The following is an 18,499-nucleotide window of genomic DNA, read 5'->3' on the forward strand; positions in this document are numbered from 1 at the left end:
GCCCTGTCTCTGATAAGGTTTGACTTTGACACATTATAAGGTATTAAAATAAAACCTCAAACGAGCGTTGACGTATTTTGGAGAAAACCCGATGGCCCGCATCCCCGAAGCCGAACTGGAACGCCTCAAGCGTGAGGTGTCACTGGTTCGGCTGATCCAGTCGCAGGGCCATGAGCTGAAAAAGCGCGGCAAGGATTGGGTGATGCACTGCGTGTTCCATGATGAAAGCACACCCAGCCTGTCGGTCTCCGAGGAGAAAAATCTCTATCACTGCTTTGGCTGCGGGGCCGCAGGTTCGGTGATCGATTGGGTGATGAAAACCCAAGGCGTGTCGTTGCCGCACGCGGTCCAATTGCTGCGTAACGACGCACCACTGGAGAGCGCGGAAAAAGTCGGTGTGTCGCGCAGCCAAACCCGACACCTCCCTTCTTTAGCGGCGGGCTCTTCTGATCTTGAAGCCGCAGCGCTGCTGCGCTCGGTGGCCGAGTTCTATCACGCTAATTTCAAACAGTCCCCCGAAGCACTGGCCTATCTGGCGTCTCGCGGCCTGAACCATCCCGAGCTGATCGAGCATTTTCAACTCGGCTATGCCAATAAAACCCTGACCTATCGTTTGCCTGCCGGATATACCCAGGCAGGCCGCCAGATGCGTGAGCAGTTGCAGGCCTTGGGTGTTTTGCGTTCTACCGGACACGAACATTTAAACGGTTGTCTGGTCGTGCCGGTGTTGGGTCTGGAAAACGGCGCGCAGCCGGAGCAATCCGGGCGAGTGATGCAGCTTTACGGACGGGGGATGCAGCCGAACAATAAAATTCCGGCTAACCAATCTCGGCATTTGTACTTGGCCACGCCGTTGCGCGGAGTCTGGAACGAAGCGGCGTTGTTGGCCAATCTGGAAATTATTCTCTGTGAATCGCTAATCGACGCAATGACCTTTTGGTGTGCGGGTTTTCGCAACGTCATCAGCGCTTATGGCGTGAACGGTTTTTCTCAAGATCACTGGCAGGCCCTGAAACACCATGGCACCCAGCGGGTGGTGATTGCTTTTGACCGTGATTCAGCGGGAGACACAGCGGCAGAAAAGTTGGCCGAGGAATTACGTTCTGCCGGCATCGAAGTGTTTCGTTTGTTGTTCCCGCAAGGCATGGACGCCAACGCTTTCGCCTTGCAGGTGGAAAACCCGGGCCAGGCGCTGGGCGAGTTGTTGCAACAGGCGCTGTGGCAGGGCAAAGGCACGCCGGTTTCGATCAAGCCAGAAACCATTTTTCCTTTAGCCGCTGCGCCGCAGGCAACCGCCGAGTTGCCACCGGTGCCGGGTGTTTCCGATTCGGAAACTTTGACGGTAGCGGGGCCAGTTTCCGAATCGGAAACTTTTAGCGAAAACACCCAGGGCGATCTTTTGTTGGCCGTGGCCGACCGCCGATGGCGGGTGCGTGGTTGGAAAAAGAACCTCGGCCCGGAGCAAATGCGGGTCAATGTTCAAGTGCGCCGCGAGGTCGCCGAAGAGCACGCAATGGGCCGCGAAGCGGCCTATTACGTGGACAGTTTTGATTTGTATGCGGCCAAAGCCCGGTATAGCTATTTGAAACAGGCGAGCATCGAGCTGGGCGTGCCGGAAGAAATTATCAAGCGCGACCTGGGCAAGTTGTTGCTCAAGCGAGAAGGTTTGCAGGAAGCCTCAATCCATGCGGCACTGGCCCCGAAAAATCCCACACCAACACTGAGCGCGGAGGACGAGCTGGCCGCATTAAACCTGTTGCGTGCGCCCAATCTGATCGAGCGCATCGAGGCGGACTTGACCCGTTGCGGTGTCGTCGGTGAATCCTACAACCTGCTGGCCGGGTACTTGGCTGCTGTTTCCCGAAAACTGGATCAGCCATTGGCGGTGTTGATTCAGTCATCGAGCGCGGCGGGCAAAAGCTCGCTGATGGACGCTGTACTCAACCTAATGCCGGAAGAAGAACGCATCCAGTACAGCGCCATGACCGGCCAGAGTCTTTTTTACCTCGGCGAAACGGACCTGCAACACAAGATCCTGGCCATCGCCGAAGAGGAGGGCGTACGCCAAGCAGCTTATGCCCTAAAACTGCTGCAATCGGACGGCGAATTGACCATCGCCAGCACCGGCAAGGACGAAGCCACCGGCAACTTGATCACCAAACAATACACGGTCAAAGGCCCGGTGATGCTGATGCTCACCACCACGGCGATCGACGTGGACGAAGAACTGCTCAACCGCTGTTTGGTGCTGACCATCAACGAAAGCCGCGAGCAAACCGAAGCCATTCACGCAGCCCAACGTAAAAAACAAACCCTCGACGGCCTGCTGGCCGACGCCGAAAAACAGGCCATTACCCGGCTGCATCAGAACGCCCAGCGGCTGATCAAAACCGTGGCGGTGGTCAATCCGTTTGCTGACCAACTGACCTTTCTTTCGGACAAAACCCGTACCCGGCGCGACCACATGAAGTACCTGACGCTGATTCGCTGCATTGCCTTGCTGCATCAGCATCAACGCCCGATCAAACACGTCGAGCATCGCGGAAAATCTTTGGCATACATCGAGGTCACGAAGGGCGACATTGTGTTGGCCAACCGGCTGGCCCACGACATTCTTGGGCGCACCCTGGACGAACTGCCACCGCAAACACGCCGGTTGCTGGAGCTTTTGCAAGGCTGGGTCGAGGCCCGAAGTCAGGCGCAGGGACTCAAAGAAAAAGAGTTTCGGTTCGGTCGCAAGGACGTGCGCGAGGCCACTGGCTGGGGGGATACCCAGTTGAAAATCCACTTGGGCCGACTGACCGAACTGGAATACCTGCTGCTGCACCGCAAGGGGTTAGCCCATGAATACACCCTCACGTATGACGGCAAAAGTGGCAACCAACCGCACCTGATGGGCTTGATCGATGCCGACCAACTCGACAATAAATCCGCCCGGTCGGGGGATTCAGAAGAACGGTCGGACTCAGGTCGGGCCATGGTCGGTACTCAGTCGGACACCCTGAACCACGCGCAAAGCCACGCCGTTCCTGGCCTTGAGCCGAAAGCGGTCGGTCTGAACGAAAAACCACTGACCCTGTCGCCACAAAAAAACCACTCCGCGTTGTCCAGCGCCGTCTAAGTCGAGGTGGTTATGCCGAAAAAAGGCGAGAGCAAAAAGCAGCGTGTTTCGGAACAAATCATCGGCCCGCTGGGCGACCCCGGCAGCCTGTATTTTCAGATGAAACAGTTCCTGCAATACCAGCGTGAACGGGGTTATTCCGAGCGCACCGTGGGCAACCGCGAAAGCCTGCTGATTGCGTTTATCCGCTGGTGTGACGAACGAGGTCTGACCCGGCCACAAGAAATAACCCGACCGATTTTAGAGCGCTACCAGCGTCATCTTTTTTTGTATCGAAAAGCCGACGGCGAAGCGTTGTCAGCGCGCAGCCAAACGGTGCGTATCACGCCGATTCGAGTCTGGTTCAAGTGGCTGACCAAAACCAATCGCATCTTGTACAACCCGGCTTCCGATCTCGATCTACCGAGGATGGAGCAGCGCTTACCAAAGCATATTCTCAGCGGTGACGAAGCCGAACGTATCCTCAATGTACCGGACACCCAAACCTCGACCGGTATCCGTGACCGGGCGATGCTGGAAACCCTCTACAGCACCGGCATGCGCCGCATGGAGTTGATTGGCCTGAGCTGGAGCGCCATCGATTACGAGCGCGGTACGGTGATGATTCGCCAGGGCAAGGGCAAAAAAGACCGGATGATTCCCATTGGTGAACGGGCTCTGGCCTGGATCACCAAATACCGCGATGACGTCCGGCCCCATTTTGTTTTGGGCCAGGACGATGGCACGTTGTTTTTGACCCAGCAGGGCGAAGGATTCAGCCCCAATCGACTGACGCAATTGGTGCGCGAACACATCGAAAGAGCCAACATCGGCAAGCGTGGCAGTTGCCATTTGTTCCGTCACACCATGGCCACGCTGATGCTGGAGAACGGCGCCGATATTCGTTTCATCCAGGCCATGCTTGGACATGTCAGCCTGAACACCACGCAGATTTATACCCAGGTCAGTATCCGGGCGCTCAAGGAGATTCACACCGCGACCCATCCGGCACGGTTGCAACGACAGAACACGGCCAGCGAAGCCATGGTTGAAACCTTGCCAGATGACCCCGTCGAAGCTCTGTTAACCGCTCTGGACGCCGAAGCGGAAGAAGAGAGCAATCAGGCCTGACAAACGCCTGACAAGCATCAAGAACCATGACAAATGCCTGACAACCTCCCTACAAATACCTGACAGCCCCACAGGCCGCGCAGCGGCCTCAATCAACGGCAAAAAATACAGGCACGCCAGGGATGTATACATCCGGTGCCAAAGGTGTGTCCTTTGAAACCCCAAAGCCGCCTCTACGAGTCGATAAACCTGAGTGATCTTTTGGACAGGAAATGTTTTGTGGCCACCGCCTGCACGCAGTCGGTCTCCCCAAAACCCCGATCAGGGCAGCGCCCCGATACCCCTTAGATCCAAAGCCTAACGCGCTGCGCTTGTTGGCCCCAGCCGACACGGCGGCTACGCCACCGCATCGTCAGGGGCTACCGAACGGGCATCAGCCAGGTACTTCGCCACTGCATGCAGGCTCATCAGAGTCGATAGGGCAGAAGGTCAGCTTCACGCCGAGCGCATGCACGATCACCAGCAGCGTGTCCAAGCGCAGGGTGTCACCGGCGCTGAAAAAACCTTCCAACTGATCGTGTGTAAGCCCTGTTGCTTCGGCGATTACACCGATGCCCTTGGCGTGTGCCGCCATGCCTAATACCTTGCCGACATAACCTGCATCACCCGTCTGAAGCGCATCCGTGAGAAAGATGGCCACCGCTTGCGGGTCGGTCATGGCGTGCGCTGGATCGTATGGCATAAGTAGCTCGGGCATGGGAAATGGCTCGTGTGACAGAAATTTAAAATAGCGTATTGAGCGTGTTGAAACGGATTCAAAACCCGCGTCGGGGTGGTTTTGTGGGGTGACAGCGCGCCACCTGATCCGACCGGTGTGCAGGCCGCGCCACGTCTGGCGTTGCGCGTGTAGACAACGAAAATCGCGTCGGGTGATACTGTTGGTGCAAAAGCTACTGCTCCGAAAGTAACGGCGGAAGGTAAGATTGGTGGTCAGGCGTTCACTGATGTTAACCAGACGGCGAGGCCCGGCTCTCAAGCAAAAGCTGGGACACTAATAGCTGATCGTGTAAATACAAAAATAGAGTCATCTGGTAAACCTTTGCCAAATGCAAATATGGTAACTGCACATGCTGAAATTGGAGTCATACAGCAAGCTTATAATGCTGGGAAAACCCAAGGGGCGGCTATGACTCTCAAAGTTGAGGGGCAGGCTGTTTGCGGTTATTGCCGAGGGGATATTGCAGCAGCGGCGGAAAAAGCTGGCTTAAAGTCTCTTGAAATTAATGAAGTTGCTACGGGCAAAACTCTGTATTGGAAGCCCGGCATGCGTTCTATTAAAGAGTTGGATTGATGAAAAATTATTCTTTGTCGTGGGTGGTTGGCGTCGGTGATCAGGCTAATGGTGGGAATAAAAAATTCCCAGTTTGGCAAGATGTTGACTGCTATCTCGATAAAGTTAAGAGGGGGAAAGGTTCTCTAACCTTAGGTATTGTAGGTGGTCCAGATACAGGTCCACAGTTCCTGCAAGTTTTTTCGGATGAAGGTAAGTATATTTTATCCCTCGGTGAAGATGATGGAACGGATTATGTTGTACGTTCCTATTTAAACCCAGAGCTAAAGAATAGTGAGTATGAGATTTTAGGTGATATTTGGAGCGGTGAGCTGGTCTGCTTAGATTTCTCTATTGTAAAAGAGGCATTTGAGGAGTTTTTCCTTATAGGTAATGTTAGCTTGGAACTATTGAGTTGAACCACCTAGGTTGCCCCCTATATATTTTTTGCAATACTTGATGGAGTAATTACGATAGACCAGAAACACTCCCTTTGAATACTCAACACCGCCCTTGCAGCGGTGTTGTTTTACCTGCGGTCAGCGCCAGGCGGTAACTGCCTGTTGCTTTTCGGTTGTCAGGTGTTCTCTTTCTGTTGTCTCGTGTTGTTTTTCTGTTCTTTTTCAGTTGCTGATGTGTTGCTTTTGAGTTGCTTGAAGGCGACTGTGCATCACGCCGTCCGAACTGCTTCTTTTGTGCTATCTGGCTGCTATCTATCGGATATCTGTTGCTATCTCTCTGCTATCGAGTTGCTTTCTTTCTGCTACTTCTCGGCTACCGCTGCCAGCGGTCAAGCCGCTGGCGAAGGAATTGACCCTCTGGCCGGTGTTTGCCCTTAAACCGGTGCGGTTTTCGAGGTATTGGGCCGCCCTTGAACCCCGGCCATTTTGCTATACACCATACGCACCCTACGGGTGAACGTAATGTACTGATCTATATGGGCTTAATCCAATCTCTGGATTTTTTATTGTATTGCCAAGCGACTACAGCTTTGGCTGTAGGCCACGCCATTCCTGTGTTTGAGCGACTACAGCTTGTATACGGTGGCTGTAGCTGTGTTTTTTCTTTAGCTGTTGGCTCTATTACCGCTGTCCGTCCCCATGATTCGCGATGCCTGGTACTTGAGAATCATCCCATCAAGCAGTGCCTTGATTACCGACTTCTCAGCTTCGGGCATATGACTGACGGCCTCGAAACGTAGGCGCAAATCGTCGGACGGCCCGCGTTCCCCTTCTGCGAACACCAAATCATCCAGACTGACGTGCAGCGCTTGAGCAAGCCGGATAAGGGCTTCTAAGGTTGGTTGCGCCGTCCCTGCCTCATAACGCCGAATCTGATTGACGTGTACTGACGCGGTGTCAGCCAGAGTTTGCTGGGTGAGATCGGCAGCCTTACGCAGCTGAATCAGGCGTGTTGGGAAATGCATGGGTAGGAACCAGATCGTTTCGGATTCCATAACTGTATGCCCTGTCTCTGATAAGGTTTGACTTTGACACAGTATAAGGTATTAAAATAAAACCTCAAACGAGCGTTGACGTATTTTGGAGAAAACCCGATGGCCCGCCTCCCCGAAGCCGAACTGGAACGCCTCAAACGTGAGGTGTCGCTGGTTCGGCTGATCCAGTCGCAGGGTCATGAGTTGAAAAAGCGCGGGAAGGACTGGGTGGTGTGCTGCGTGTTTCATGACGAAAGCACACCCAGCCTGTCAGTCTCCGAGGAGAAAAATCTCTATCACTGCTTTGGCTGCGGGGCCGCAGGTTCGGTGCTCGATTGGGTGATGAAAACCCAAGGCGTGTCGTTGCCGCACGCAGTCCAACTGCTGCGCAACGACGCGCCGCTGGAGAACACGGAAAAAGTCGGTGTGACACGCAGCCACGCTCGACACCTCCCTTCTTTAGCGGCGGGCTCTTCTGATCTTGAAGCCGCGGCGCTGCTGCGTTCGGTGGCCGAGTTCTATCACGCCAATTTCAAGCAATCGCCCGAAGCGCTGGCCTATCTGGAGTCTCGCGGTCTTAACCATCCCGAGCTGATCGAACATTTTCAACTCGGCTATGCCAATAAAACCCTGACGTATCGCTTGCCCGCAGGGCATACCCAGGCGGGTCGGCAGGTGCGACAGCACCTGCAAGATTTAGGGGTTTTGCGTTCTACCGGACACGAACATTTGAACGGTTGTCTGGTCGTGCCGGTGCTGGGTCTGGAGGACGGCGCGCAGCCGGAGCAGGCAGGGCGAGTGATGCAGCTTTACGGACGGCGGATGCAGCCGAACAATAAAATTCCGGCTAACCAATCTCGGCATTTGTACTTGGCCACGCCGTTGCGCGGAGTCTGGAACGAAGCGGCGTTGTTGGCCAGCCTGGAAATCATTCTCTGTGAGTCGCTGATCGACGCCATGACCTTTTGGTGTGCAGGTTTTCGCAATGTGATCAGCGCCTATGGCGTGAATGGTTTTTCTCAAGACCACTGGCAGGCCCTGAAACACCACGGCACCCAGCGGGTAATCATTGCTTTCGACCGTGATCCTGCGGGAGACGCAGCGGCAGAAAAACTGGCCGAGGAATTACGCGCTGCCGGCATCGAAGTGTTTCGTGTGTTGTTTCCGCAAGGCATGGACGCTAACGCTTTCGCCTTGCAGGTGGAAAATCCGGCCCAGGCGTTGGGCGAACTGCTGCAACAGGCGCTGTGGCAGGGCAAAGGCACGCCGGTTTCGGTCGAGTCAGAAACCTCTTTTTCTTTAGCCGCTGCGCCGCAGGCAACCGCCGAGTTGCCACCGATACCGGGCGTTTCCGATTCGGAAACCTTGGTTGTTGGTGGGCCAATTCCCGAGTCGGAAACGCAGGCTGATCAGTTTTCGGAAAACGCCCAGGGCGATCTGTTGTTGGCCGTGGCCGACCGCCGATGGCGGGTACGTGGCTGGAAAAAGAACCTCGGCCCGGAGCAAATGCGGGTCAATGTGCAGGTGCGCCGCGAGGTCGCCGAAGAGCACGTAATGGGCCGCGAAGCGGCCTATTACGTGGACAGTTTTGATTTGTATGCGGCCAAAGCCCGGTATAGCTATTTGAAACAGGCCAGCATCGAGCTGGGCGTGCCGGAAGAAATTATCAAGCGCGACCTGGGCAAGTTGTTGCTCAAGCTGGAAGGTTTGCAGGAAGCGACAATCCAGGCGGCACTGGCTCCGAAAAATCCCACGCCGACGCTGAGCGCGGAGGATGAACTGGCCGCGTTGAACCTGTTGCGTGCGCCGAACCTGATCGAGCGCATCGAAGCCGATTTGACCCGTTGCGGTGTCGTCGGTGAATCCTACAACCTGCTGGCCGGGTACTTGGCCGCCGTTTCCCGAAAACTGGATCAGCCGTTGGCTGTCTTAATTCAGTCATCGAGCGCGGCCGGTAAATCAAGCCTGATGGACGCGGTTCTAAATCTGATGCCGGAAGAAGAACGTATCCAGTACAGCGCCATGACCGGCCAGAGTCTTTTTTATCTTGGCGAAACGGATCTGCAACACAAGATCCTGGCCATCGCCGAAGAAGAGGGTGTGCGACAAGCGGCCTATGCCCTGAAACTGCTGCAATCGGACGGCGAATTGACCATTGCCAGCACCGGTAAGGACGAAGCCACCGGCAACTTGATCACCAAGCAATACACGGTCAAAGGCCCGGTGATGCTGATGCTTACCACCACCGCGATCGACGTGGACGAAGAGTTGCTCAACCGCTGTTTGGTGCTGACCATCAACGAAAGCCGCGAACAAACCGAAGCCATTCACGCAGCCCAACGTAAAAAACAAACCCTCGACGGCCTGCTGGCTGACGCTGAAAAACAGGCGATTACTCGCCTGCATCAAAACGCCCAGCGTCTGATTAAAACCGTGGCCGTGGTCAATCCGTTCGCCGATCAGTTGACCTTTCTTTCGGACAAAACCCGCACCCGGCGTGACCACATGAAATACCTGACGTTGATTCGCTGCATTGCCTTGCTGCATCAGCATCAACGCCCGGTCAAACACATCGAGCACCGAGGCAAGTCGTTGGCTTACATCGAGGTCACGAAGGGCGACATCGTGTTGGCCAATCGGCTGGCCCACGACATTCTTGGGCGCACCCTGGACGAACTACCGCCGCAAACGCGGCGGTTGCTGGAGCTTTTGCAAGGCTGGGTCGAGGCCCGAAGTCAGGCGCAGGGACTCAAAGAAAAAGAGTTTCGCTTTGGCCGCAAGGACGTGCGCGAGGCCACTGGCTGGGGTGATACCCAGTTAAAAATCCATTTGGGCCGACTGACCGAACTGGAATACCTGCTGCTGCACCGCAAGGGGTTAGCCCATGAATACACCCTCACGTATGACGGCAAAAGTGGCAACCAACCGCACCTGATGGGCTTGATCGATGCCGACCAACTCGACAACACATCCGCTCGGTCGGGGGATTCAGAAAAACGGTCGGACTCAGGCCGGGCCATGGTCGGTAGTCAGTCGGACACCCTGAACCACGCGCAAAGCCACGCCGTTTCTGGCCTTGAGCCGAAAGCGGTCGGCCTGAATCAAAAACCACTGATCCAGCCGCCACAAAAAAACCACTCCGCGTTGTCCAGCGCCGTCTAAGTCGAGGTGGTTATGCCGAAAAAAGGCGAGAGCAAAAAACAGCGTGTTTCGGAACAAATCATCGGCCCGCTGGGCGACCCCGGCAGCCTGTATTTTCAGATGAAACAGTTCCTGCAATACCAGCGTGAACGGGGTTATTCCGAGCGCACCGTGGGCAACCGCGAAAGCCTGCTGATTGCGTTTATCCGCTGGTGTGATGAACGAGGTTTGACCCGTCCCCAGGAAATCACCCGACCGATTCTGGAGCGCTACCAGCGTCATCTGTTTTTATACCGAAAGGCCGATGGTGAAGCTTTGTCGGCTCGTAGTCAGACGGTGCGCATCACGCCGATTCGGGTCTGGTTTAAGTGGCTGACCAAAACCAATCGAATCCTGTACAACCCGGCCTCTGACCTTGATCTACCGAGGATGGAACAGCGCTTGCCGAAACACATCCTCAGCAGCGATGAAGCCGAACGTATCCTCAATGTGCCAGACACCCAAACCTCGACCGGCATCCGCGACCGAGCGATGCTCGAAACCCTCTACAGCACCGGCATGCGCCGCATGGAGCTGATTGGCCTGAGCTGGAGCGCCATCGATTACGAGCGCGGTACGGTGATGATTCGCCAGGGCAAGGGCAAAAAAGACCGGATGATTCCCATTGGTGAACGGGCTCTGGCCTGGATCACCAAATACCGCGATGACGTCCGGCCCCATTTTGTTTTGGGCCAGGACGATGGCACGTTGTTTTTGACCCAGCAGGGCGAAGGATTCAGCCCCAATCGACTGACGCAATTGGTGCGCGAACACATCGAAAGAGCCAACATCGGCAAGCGTGGCAGTTGCCATTTGTTCCGTCACACCATGGCCACGCTGATGCTGGAGAACGGCGCCGATATTCGTTTCATCCAGGCCATGCTTGGACATGTCAGCCTGAACACCACGCAGATTTATACCCAGGTCAGTATCCGGGCGCTCAAGGAGATTCACACCGCGACCCATCCGGCACGGTTGCAACGACAGAACACGGCCAGCGAAGCCATGGTTGAAACCTTGCCAGATGACCCCGTCGAAGCCCTGTTAACTGCCCTGGACGAAGAAGCGGACGAAGAGAGCGATCAGGCCTGACAAACATCTTGCGGGTCGAGTGATAAACCCGAGTCATCTTTAGGACAGGAAATGTTTTGTGGCCACCGCCTGCACGCAGTCGGTGCCCCCAAAACCCTGATCAGGGCTGCGCCCCGATACCCCGTTGGATTAGTGCAAATTAGAGAGACTTAGAGCAAATCAGATCAATTTAGAGCGACTTAGATCGATTTAGAGCAACGCAGAGCAACTCAGAGCAATTTCCCTCCGGGGTAGAGTCCACAGGCATTTTGGAGAGGCACGTTACCGACTGTTTACAAATGAGCTGCGCCATTCGTAACCAATCGACCGTACCAAAGGGGAAACCCCTTTGAACCCCGAAGCCTAACGCGCTGCGCTTGTTGGCCCCTGGCCGTCCGATGGCTTCGCCACCGAACTGCCAGGGGCTTTTTGTCGTCGGCTGGTTGGGGTCGTCCAGGGTGTGCTGTGACGGGCTCAAAACCCGCGTCGGGGTTGTTTTATTCAGCGAGCGCGCATCACCTGAGCCGACCGGCGCGCAGGCCTTGCCACGTCTGGCGTTGCGCGTATAGACAACGAAAATCGCGTCGGGTGATACTGTTGGTGCAAAAGGATCGATACCAAACAACTTGAATTCGAGCAGCCACCTGACGGACGCTGAAGCTGGGGCTTTAGTCGATAGAAATGTCATACGGCCAACTTTAGGAATTCCTCACGGCGAGTACTCAGCCGTAAAACCTGGCCCACTTGCCGATGACCTAGCAGGAACGTTCTCCGGTGGGGCTTATAAAGAGGTAGTGCTGCAAAATGATACTGTTCTGTACCGTGCAGGTACTGCTGACAGACCGTTAGGGCAATTTTTTAGCCAAGAAAAACCTGACGGCATTATACAAACTCGTATTGATAAAGCAGTGTTACCTGTATGGCCGGGCGGTGCAAAGTCTCCGATTGACACTTCATTTGCGGTTAAAATTCCAGCTGGGACGAAAGTTTATGTGGGTAAGGTAGGTGTTCAGGAAGGCTTTTATGTCGGTGGAACGGAACAGATCGTGGTAGTCAAACCTTGGGCGATTGAAGGGGTAAATGTCTTGGAAGCGAGGCCGTTAAAATGAATCAGTATGAGAGTGCTGTGTTGATCCTTGAGGAAATGGCAACCCTGCTCGATATGGCCGGCATTCGGGACTGGGCTGAAGGCTTGCGCCGAGTCGGTAGCTATGCTGAGTCCGAAGCGTCTGTTTTATATAGTACGGTGCTACGAATGTATGGTGGTAGTGGTTCCTTGAGCGATATTGTGCTCTATCACAATGGAGAGCTTTTAAAGGAGGAGAATAAGAAGTTTGATGAGTTGCGGTCTGAGTTGTATATAATCTGTCGATGAGTAGGTGCAAAAGCTACTGTCTCTAAAAATCCCAATGCAACTAGTGCGCTGACTGACTCAGATGCAGGCACGCTGGTTGAAAGGAATGTTTTGGAGACGAGCCCCAAAGTAATAAATCAGGCCGAGCCAGAAGTTCTTGCAAAGGTTAATAACGGACGCAGCCCATATTCTGAGTTAAACGGTGCAATTGGGGAGGCTCGTGGCTGGAGTCAGGCTATTGAATCGGGGCAAACACCAATTTCCGGACCTGGGAAAGCGTCACTCCCAGGTGCAGATTACATTACGTATGATCCATCATCGCGATCGGTGATCGTCTGGGACGCCAAGTATCGTGCTCCCGGCGGAAGCTATCCGACGTCCTTGCCAGATTCAAAGTTACAGGCCTGGCAGTCAGAGATCATAAACTCTGTTAAAAATATGCCGGAGGGATCGGCCAAAGCAGCCGCAGAGAGTGCGCTTAAGGCTGGCAGGGTCGAAGGCCGAATATTCAAATGGCCACAATAGGCTTGAGGTATTTAAGATGAAAGAATGGTCATCGCTGTGCAAGTCAAAGGTTGGGGACGCCGTTGATGTACGGGAGCAATGCGTTATCGCTATGGACGACGGCGCATACAAAATTTCAGACGATCAGTATTTTTTAGCTGACGCTTTTTCTGATGAGGGAGAGGAAAAACTTCGTTTGCTATCCCTCTACTGGGCTTGCAGTGAGCCTGCATTTAGAAGAGCCTACTACAGGGATGTTGAACATGATGACATGGCCGTATGCCGGCCGCCGCCTGAGTTGCTTCCGGTTGGGGCGGGGGGGACCTATAGTCAGATTAAAAATGCTCTTAGCTCTCTTGGTTCTGAGAAGTTTATGGAGTACGCGTCTTATCGTGTTATGTCTGATGGTGCATTTGTTCATAAGGGCTTAGAAAGTTCATTGGCTGTTTATTATTTTCGCTTGCATGATATTGTTGATGATGAGCTGCCTTACGCGATACTGTGGAAGCTTTCTAGTGTGTGATTATAAGAGGCAACGTCCTGTTGCTGGGTTGAAGCGGTGCAAAAGCAACTGGTTCTGTAGATAAGCTTCCACCTCTACGGCAAGCATATGTCGATGAAGTTAATAGTTTGTCAGAGATTAGTCTCAGTATGCGCGCAGCAGGTGCAACGCCAGAGCAAGTCGCTCGTCAACTCCATCAGATACGCCGTGAGTTAGGCGTTCAATATAAGGATCTAACACCACCTGATAAGCTTGCAGGGATTTATGAGCGAAACTTGCGAGTATATGGGGACAAGCTTGGGCCATCTATTGATTGGCTGAGAGCTAAAGGCAAAAGCTGGGAGCAGATAACTGAGTCTGCAAGTCGTTCAGGCGGGAAGGATTTAGGTTTTTAAATATGACTGATGAATTTGCTTCAATAGTACTGGGTGATGAATACGATGCGGTGTTGCGTAACGCCCTGCACATTGTTTTAGTCAGGCTTGGTGCTGTAGGGCTTGATAAGTCCTGGGCGGTTGGAGGCTCTCAAGAAATTGAGGTCGCAGAGGTTGAATTGATGGGCGAGAAAGTTAAAATTGAGTCAGAAACATTCGTGGGTCTTACTATATTTGGACCTGGGTTTATTATTGATGAGGTAGCCGAGAAAGTGCGTCAGGAACTTGCTCTCTAAGCGTTTAAACTAGTGGTAGTGTTGTGTCTTGCAGCTGCAAAGCTTTTCTGTCGGCTGGCCACCTGTTTCATGCTCTGTCTTACCATGGAGACATAGGCGGTTGGCGGGAGGCAGTTGTAGCAGGAGCAAACGCGCGGCTCAACGACCCTGCAACGGGTTATGTGGCAAAAGATGGTTCTTATGTCGTGCGAAACGACCGCACGGGTGCAATCGTTCAGGTTTCAGATAAAAATGATAAAAATTGGGTCGCGCCTTGGGACTAGTCCAATGAATGAGTTTGTATTTCTAGGTTATGGTCCTGAACCTACTAGGGTTTGGGGAAGTACGCCTTTGTTTAACTTAAGCGATGGCCGCAAGCTGCTGGATTATTGCGACAAGCACAATGCGGCCGTTCTGGGAATTGAAGGGTTTAAGATTGCAGGAGATAAAAGAACCCCAGACTTAAATTGTATTGCGGATTTTTCTGCCTTGGCGGTGATTGCTGGCGAGGAATTTCCAGCATTGTCTAGAGAGTCGGCTAGGCACTTCCTTGACTCGATTTCAAACGGCAATACATTCCTAGAATTTGTTTTAGTTACCATCTGATGATGCATAAATTTAGGCAGTGGATTTGTAATTTTACTGGTGCGCCCTTGTCATCAGCTGTAGGGTATCCGCTCCACGAACCCCACATTCCAAGCGAATAGCTGACAACGGATGCTGTGCTCCCGATTTCCATCAGGAGCCCATCACCATGATGCGTCCCAATGCCAGTGTTGAAAAAGTGTACCTCTACCCCAAACCGGTGGACTTTCGAAAGTCCATCGACGGCCTGGCTGCGCTGGTCGAACTGGATATCAAAGTCGCGGTGTTTGACCCCGTGCTTTTCGTTTTTCTGAATCGCCACCGCAACCGCGTCAAGGTGTTGTATTGGGAGCGCAACGGCTTCTGCCTTTGGCTCAAGCGTCTGGAGTCCGAGCGGTTCAAAACTTCACCCGATGAACTGGATGAGGCCATCGTGCTGACGGTGCAAGAACTGAACTGGTTACTGGATGGGTTTGACCTCTGGCGCAACCGCCCGCACAAGGTTTTGACTCCAAGGTTTGTTGCCTGACGGGTATAATCCAGGGCATGCGACCATTGCCCGAAAACCTTCCTGACGATCCCGTACTGCTCAAACAGATGCTGCTTGAGAGTTACGAAGCACGCTCGCGCGAGCAGGAAGTCAAAGACGCTTACGCCACCCACATTGTTGATCTGAAAGAACAGATCAAGCTGTTGCGTGACCGTATCTTCGGGCGCAAGTCCGAGCAGACGGTCGAGCTCAACACGCCGCAACTGGCACTGTTCAACGAGCCCGAAAGCGAGCCGATGCCTTCAGTCGGCGACGCTGACGAAGAAGTCGTTGCTCCGACTCTACGCCGTGGTAAGCGCAAACCCTTGTCGGCTGATCTTCCGCGTATCGAAGTCATCCACGAACTGCCCGAACACGAACTGACCTGTGCCTGCGGTTGCCGCAAGCATGTGATCAGTGAAGAAACCAGCGAACAGCTGGACATCGTGCCGATGCAGATCCGCGTGATCAAACATATCCGCAAGGTTTACGGCTGCCGTGGCTGTGAAACAGCGCCGGTCACCGCCGACAAGCCCGCTCAATTAATCGAAAAGAGCATGGCCAGTCCAAGCGTGTTGGCGATGCTGCTGACCACCAAGTATGTCGATGGCTTGCCGCTGCATCGTTTTGAAACGGTGCTAAGCCGACATGGCATAGAAATCCCGCGCCAAACGCTGGCCCGCTGGATTATCCAGTGCGGCGAACATCTGCAACCGTTATTGAATCTGATGCGCGAGCGGTTGCTGGAAAGTCCGGTCATCCACTGCGATGAAACCCGCGTCCAGGTACTCAAAGAGCCGGATCGAGACCCGACCAGCCAATCCTGGATGTGGGTGCAAGCAAGCGGCCCGCCGGATCGCAAAGTCGTGCTGTTCGACTACACCTCCAGCCGTGCGCAGGACGTACCGCTGCGTCTGTTGGAAAGTTATCGCGGCTATGTCATGACCGACGATTACGCAGGCTATAACGCGCTGGCGTTGCAACCGGGCGTGGAACGTCTGGCGTGCATGGCTCATGTACGTCGCAAATTCGTGGAAGCACAGAAAGTGCAGCCCAAGGGCAAGACCGGGCGTGCCGATATCGCACTGACGATGATCAACAAGCTGTATGGCATCGAGCGTGAGCTGAAAGACGTCAGCGACGAGCAGCGATTTATCGGTCGGCAGGAAAAGAGCTTGCCGATCCTCGCCCAGTTGAAAAGTTGGCTGGATAAAACGCAGTCCCAAGTGACACCGCAAAGCGTGTTGGGTAAAGCGGTTAATTATCTGGCGAGCAACTGGCTTCGGCTGGAGCGTTACGTTGAAGCTGGTTTTTTACCTATCGACAACAACGCGGCGGAGCGTGCAATAAAGCCGTTTGTGATCGGGCGCAAGGCCTGGCTGTTCAGCGATACACCCAAAGGCGCCATCGCCAGTGCGCAGATCTATAGCTTGGTCGAGACCGCCAAAGTCAACGGCCAAGAGCCCTATACGTGGCTGCGCCACGTACTTGAGCGCTTGCCGCATGCCTCGTCGGTGGAAGACTACGAAGCCTTGCTGCCGTGGAACTGCTCACCGGAAATGCCACGGTAAACGAGGGGCCCACCTGGCGATAGGTGTGCTTCATGGATCGGATACGCTGTAGGCATCGCTCATGCTCTTTAAAAAATGAAAACCTACTTTGGACGGTCATAATGGTGGGGCGTGGAAAATCAGTAGCCTTGATAAAGACTTGCATAGTTAGTTTCTATTCTGACTATGTGGGCCGGACTGCTTTTCCTAGGCTCTCACTTGCAATAAGCCTGAGTAGGGTGCTGCAAGCCTGCTCCCGCAGATTTCTAGTCTACGCACAGAATTGGTCCGGCTGGACCCTGCGGGAGCACGCTTGCACATGTTCATTCACCGGCTATTCCCATGACAGCAACTCCCCGGCGCCACATCTTCATACCGATCGTGATACGTCATCCAGTCCATAATCACGCGTTCATTACGCCCCTTCGGCATCAGATCCAGATAGTTATAAGCCCCGACCAACATATCCAGACCCCGCGCATAAGTGGAATAGGTATGGAAAATTTCCCCATCCCCTCCGCGATAAAACACACTCAACCCGGGAAGTTCTTCTTCGGTTGCCTCCGACTTTTCGTAGTTGTAAGTCGCTTTGCCGGCAGCAACGTCCTCTGCGCGGAACGAAACCCCAAAGTCATAATTGAAGTCGCAACCCTCCGATGACAGCCAATCAAACTTCCAGCCCATGCGACGTTTGAACGGCTGAAACTCTGCATAGGGCGTGTGGGAAACCACCACCACTGCAACGTCGTGATGGGCCAGGTGCAAATTGGCCCCATCGATGTGATCGGCTAAAAATGAGCAGCCGGGACAGCCTTCATCCCAGCCTTTGCCATACATGAAATGGTAGATGACTAACTGGCTTCGGCCGCCGAACAGATCGGCCAGTTTCAGCTCACCGTTGGGTCCCTGGAAATGGTAGTCCTTGTCGATTTTCACCCAGGGCAGGGCGCGGCGCTCGGCGCTGAGTTTGTCGCGCTCCTTGGTAAACGCCTTTTCGCGGGCGAGATGTTGTACACGGGCGGCGAGCCATTCTTCCCGGGACACAACGGGATGGTTCTGAATGTTCATTGATTTCTCCTGCGGGAGGCTGGGAGGTGACTTACACCCCATAGTCGCGCGACCGCCGGGTCATTCGACATACCGCCGGTCAGCGGCTGCGAAAAGCCGGGCTGAACGGCTTACGAGCGCACCGGTCACAACCTATGAAAGCCATCTTACTCACAGGCTTTGGAGGTTGAATCAGGATGACGACTTACAACTGGGATTTGATTGAGCGCTTGTTGCACGAAGTGCAGAAAGGCGACGCGAGCTTTACGCCTCGACCGTACGCTGAACAGTACGTGGCAGAGAAGGCCTCCGAGGGGGAGCGGACTGAAAACGTGGACCATTTGAAAGCGGTGGCTGGCGAGTATGAAAGTCTGCTGGTAGAACGCGGTTATATCGAAGCGCGACCTGAGGAGCAGGGCGGGACGGGCTCGAATTACATTTTGACGGCGAGGGGTTCGAGTCTGCTGAGCATGATCGACAGCAGCATTCCGGGTAATGATCATCCACGGCAGGTGCTGGATGAACAGGACGATGCGCTGGACGAAGTGACATTTGATGAAGTGGCTTCGAAGGCGCAGATTGCCTGATGTGG

General features: G+C 54.1%; 18 protein-coding genes. 15 read left to right on the forward strand and 3 right to left on the reverse strand.

Going from position 1 to position 18,499, the window contains the following annotated elements; genetic code table 11:
• Positions 1 to 91 precede the first annotated feature (91 nt).
• The gene (locus ACYZT1_RS08205; RefSeq protein ID WP_462018483.1) at positions 92 to 3,121 is read left to right on the forward strand and encodes a CHC2 zinc finger domain-containing protein; all 3,030 of its coding nucleotides are present in this window, start codon (positions 92 to 94) and stop codon (positions 3,119 to 3,121) included.
• A 12-nt stretch (positions 3,122 to 3,133) separates the two neighbouring features.
• Positions 3,134 to 4,231 carry a site-specific tyrosine recombinase XerC gene (gene xerC / locus ACYZT1_RS08210; protein ID WP_462018484.1) on the forward strand — a complete coding sequence of 366 codons (1,098 nt, stop codon included), beginning with the start codon at positions 3,134 to 3,136 and terminating at the stop codon, positions 4,229 to 4,231.
• Positions 4,232 to 4,604: 373 nt separating this feature from the next.
• Here xerC (ACYZT1_RS08210) and ACYZT1_RS08215 read toward each other — a convergent pair whose 3' ends face one another.
• Entirely contained in the window at positions 4,605 to 4,928 is a 324-nt protein-coding gene (locus ACYZT1_RS08215; RefSeq protein ID WP_462018485.1) for an addiction module antidote protein, read from the reverse strand.
• Between the two features lie 162 nt (positions 4,929 to 5,090).
• On the opposite strand from ACYZT1_RS08215, the gene ACYZT1_RS08220 reads away from it, so the two are divergent.
• Together ACYZT1_RS08220 and ACYZT1_RS08225 are read left to right on the forward strand one after the other, a co-directional pair.
• Positions 5,091 to 5,522, forward strand: coding sequence for a cytidine deaminase-like fold-containing protein (locus tag ACYZT1_RS08220; protein ID WP_462019208.1), 432 nt, complete (start codon positions 5,091 to 5,093; stop codon positions 5,520 to 5,522).
• Positions 5,522 to 5,920, forward strand: coding sequence for a DUF6911 family protein (locus tag ACYZT1_RS08225; RefSeq protein ID WP_462018486.1), 399 nt, complete (start codon positions 5,522 to 5,524; stop codon positions 5,918 to 5,920). Before ACYZT1_RS08220 ends, ACYZT1_RS08225 begins: the two co-directional genes overlap by 1 nt.
• Positions 5,921 to 6,567: 647 nt before the next feature.
• Here the strand turns inward: ACYZT1_RS08225 and ACYZT1_RS08230 are convergent.
• Positions 6,568 to 6,957 (reverse strand): helix-turn-helix domain-containing protein, encoded by a 390-nt coding sequence (locus ACYZT1_RS08230; RefSeq protein ID WP_462018487.1) that lies wholly within the window; start codon positions 6,955 to 6,957, stop codon positions 6,568 to 6,570.
• 99 nt (positions 6,958 to 7,056) lie between these two features.
• Between ACYZT1_RS08230 and ACYZT1_RS08235 the strand changes: the two genes are divergently transcribed.
• The 10 genes from ACYZT1_RS08235 (at position 7,057) to tnpC (ending at position 16,881) form a co-directional block, all read left to right on the forward strand.
• On the forward strand, positions 7,057 to 10,098 hold the full coding sequence (locus ACYZT1_RS08235; protein ID WP_462018488.1) for a CHC2 zinc finger domain-containing protein: 3,042 nt from the start codon (positions 7,057 to 7,059) through the stop codon (positions 10,096 to 10,098).
• A 12-nt stretch (positions 10,099 to 10,110) separates the two neighbouring features.
• Positions 10,111 to 11,208, forward strand: a complete 1,098-nt coding sequence (gene xerC / locus ACYZT1_RS08240) for a site-specific tyrosine recombinase XerC (protein ID WP_462018489.1) — start codon at positions 10,111 to 10,113, stop codon at positions 11,206 to 11,208.
• A 605-nt stretch (positions 11,209 to 11,813) separates the two neighbouring features.
• Positions 11,814 to 12,296 (forward strand): hypothetical protein, encoded by a 483-nt coding sequence (locus tag ACYZT1_RS08245; protein ID WP_462018490.1) that lies wholly within the window; start codon positions 11,814 to 11,816, stop codon positions 12,294 to 12,296.
• On the forward strand, positions 12,293 to 12,562 hold the full coding sequence (locus tag ACYZT1_RS08250) for a DUF6966 domain-containing protein (protein ID WP_462018491.1): 270 nt from the start codon (positions 12,293 to 12,295) through the stop codon (positions 12,560 to 12,562). Before ACYZT1_RS08245 ends, ACYZT1_RS08250 begins: the two co-directional genes overlap by 4 nt.
• 520 nt (positions 12,563 to 13,082) lie before the next feature.
• Positions 13,083 to 13,568: a hypothetical protein gene (locus tag ACYZT1_RS08255; RefSeq protein WP_462018492.1), complete on the forward strand. Its 486-nt coding sequence runs from the start codon at positions 13,083 to 13,085 to the stop codon at positions 13,566 to 13,568.
• A 376-nt stretch (positions 13,569 to 13,944) separates the two neighbouring features.
• The gene (locus ACYZT1_RS08260; RefSeq protein ID WP_098465496.1) at positions 13,945 to 14,217 is read left to right on the forward strand and encodes a hypothetical protein; all 273 of its coding nucleotides are present in this window, start codon (positions 13,945 to 13,947) and stop codon (positions 14,215 to 14,217) included.
• 23 nt (positions 14,218 to 14,240) lie between these two features.
• A complete protein-coding gene (locus ACYZT1_RS08265) occupies positions 14,241 to 14,480 on the forward strand; it encodes a colicin E5-related ribonuclease (protein ID WP_462018493.1) in 240 nt (79 codons plus the stop codon).
• 4 nt (positions 14,481 to 14,484) lie between these two features.
• Complete coding sequence (locus ACYZT1_RS08270) at positions 14,485 to 14,802, forward strand: hypothetical protein (RefSeq protein WP_462018494.1); 318 nt, start codon at positions 14,485 to 14,487, stop codon at positions 14,800 to 14,802.
• 148 nt (positions 14,803 to 14,950) lie between these two features.
• On the forward strand, positions 14,951 to 15,310 hold the full coding sequence (gene tnpB, locus ACYZT1_RS08275; RefSeq protein WP_412041168.1) for an IS66 family insertion sequence element accessory protein TnpB: 360 nt from the start codon (positions 14,951 to 14,953) through the stop codon (positions 15,308 to 15,310).
• A 17-nt stretch (positions 15,311 to 15,327) separates the two neighbouring features.
• Positions 15,328 to 16,881, forward strand: coding sequence for an IS66 family transposase (tnpC, locus tag ACYZT1_RS08280; RefSeq protein WP_462017779.1), 1,554 nt, complete (start codon positions 15,328 to 15,330; stop codon positions 16,879 to 16,881).
• Positions 16,882 to 17,187: 306 nt separating this feature from the next.
• Here the strand turns inward: tnpC and ACYZT1_RS08285 are convergent, their stop codons facing one another.
• Positions 17,188 to 17,928, reverse strand: a complete 741-nt coding sequence (locus tag ACYZT1_RS08285) for a DUF899 domain-containing protein (protein WP_462018495.1) — start codon at positions 17,926 to 17,928, stop codon at positions 17,188 to 17,190.
• A 176-nt stretch (positions 17,929 to 18,104) separates the two neighbouring features.
• Between ACYZT1_RS08285 and ACYZT1_RS08290 the strand changes: the two genes are divergently transcribed.
• A complete protein-coding gene (locus ACYZT1_RS08290) occupies positions 18,105 to 18,494 on the forward strand; it encodes a transcriptional regulator (protein WP_462018496.1) in 390 nt (129 codons plus the stop codon).
• The last annotated feature ends 5 nt before the right edge of the window (positions 18,495 to 18,499 follow it).

It is taken from the genome of Pseudomonas sp. PB3P13 (assembly GCF_054897735.1).

Bases quoted from the DNA above. Each gene is read 5' to 3' on its own strand.
- ACYZT1_RS08205 (WP_462018483.1), top strand. From the start codon at position 92: ATGGCCCGCATCCCCGAAGCCGAACTGGAACGCCTCAAGCGTGAGGTG.
- xerC (WP_462018484.1), top strand. From the start codon at position 3,134: ATGCCGAAAAAAGGCGAGAGCAAAAAGCAGCGTGTTTCGGAACAAATC.
- ACYZT1_RS08215 (WP_462018485.1), bottom strand. From the start codon at position 4,928: ATGCCCGAGCTACTTATGCCATACGATCCAGCGCACGCCATGACCGAC.
- ACYZT1_RS08225 (WP_462018486.1), top strand. From the start codon at position 5,522: ATGAAAAATTATTCTTTGTCGTGGGTGGTTGGCGTCGGTGATCAGGCT.
- ACYZT1_RS08230 (WP_462018487.1), bottom strand. From the start codon at position 6,957: ATGGAATCCGAAACGATCTGGTTCCTACCCATGCATTTCCCAACACGC.
- ACYZT1_RS08235 (WP_462018488.1), top strand. From the start codon at position 7,057: ATGGCCCGCCTCCCCGAAGCCGAACTGGAACGCCTCAAACGTGAGGTG.
- xerC (WP_462018489.1), top strand. From the start codon at position 10,111: ATGCCGAAAAAAGGCGAGAGCAAAAAACAGCGTGTTTCGGAACAAATC.
- ACYZT1_RS08250 (WP_462018491.1), top strand. From the start codon at position 12,293: ATGAATCAGTATGAGAGTGCTGTGTTGATCCTTGAGGAAATGGCAACC.
- ACYZT1_RS08255 (WP_462018492.1), top strand. From the start codon at position 13,083: ATGAAAGAATGGTCATCGCTGTGCAAGTCAAAGGTTGGGGACGCCGTT.
- ACYZT1_RS08260 (WP_098465496.1), top strand. From the start codon at position 13,945: ATGACTGATGAATTTGCTTCAATAGTACTGGGTGATGAATACGATGCG.
- ACYZT1_RS08270 (WP_462018494.1), top strand. From the start codon at position 14,485: ATGAATGAGTTTGTATTTCTAGGTTATGGTCCTGAACCTACTAGGGTT.
- tnpB (WP_412041168.1), top strand. From the start codon at position 14,951: ATGATGCGTCCCAATGCCAGTGTTGAAAAAGTGTACCTCTACCCCAAA.
- tnpC (WP_462017779.1), top strand. From the start codon at position 15,328: ATGCGACCATTGCCCGAAAACCTTCCTGACGATCCCGTACTGCTCAAA.
- ACYZT1_RS08285 (WP_462018495.1), bottom strand. From the start codon at position 17,928: ATGAACATTCAGAACCATCCCGTTGTGTCCCGGGAAGAATGGCTCGCC.
- ACYZT1_RS08290 (WP_462018496.1), top strand. From the start codon at position 18,105: ATGACGACTTACAACTGGGATTTGATTGAGCGCTTGTTGCACGAAGTG.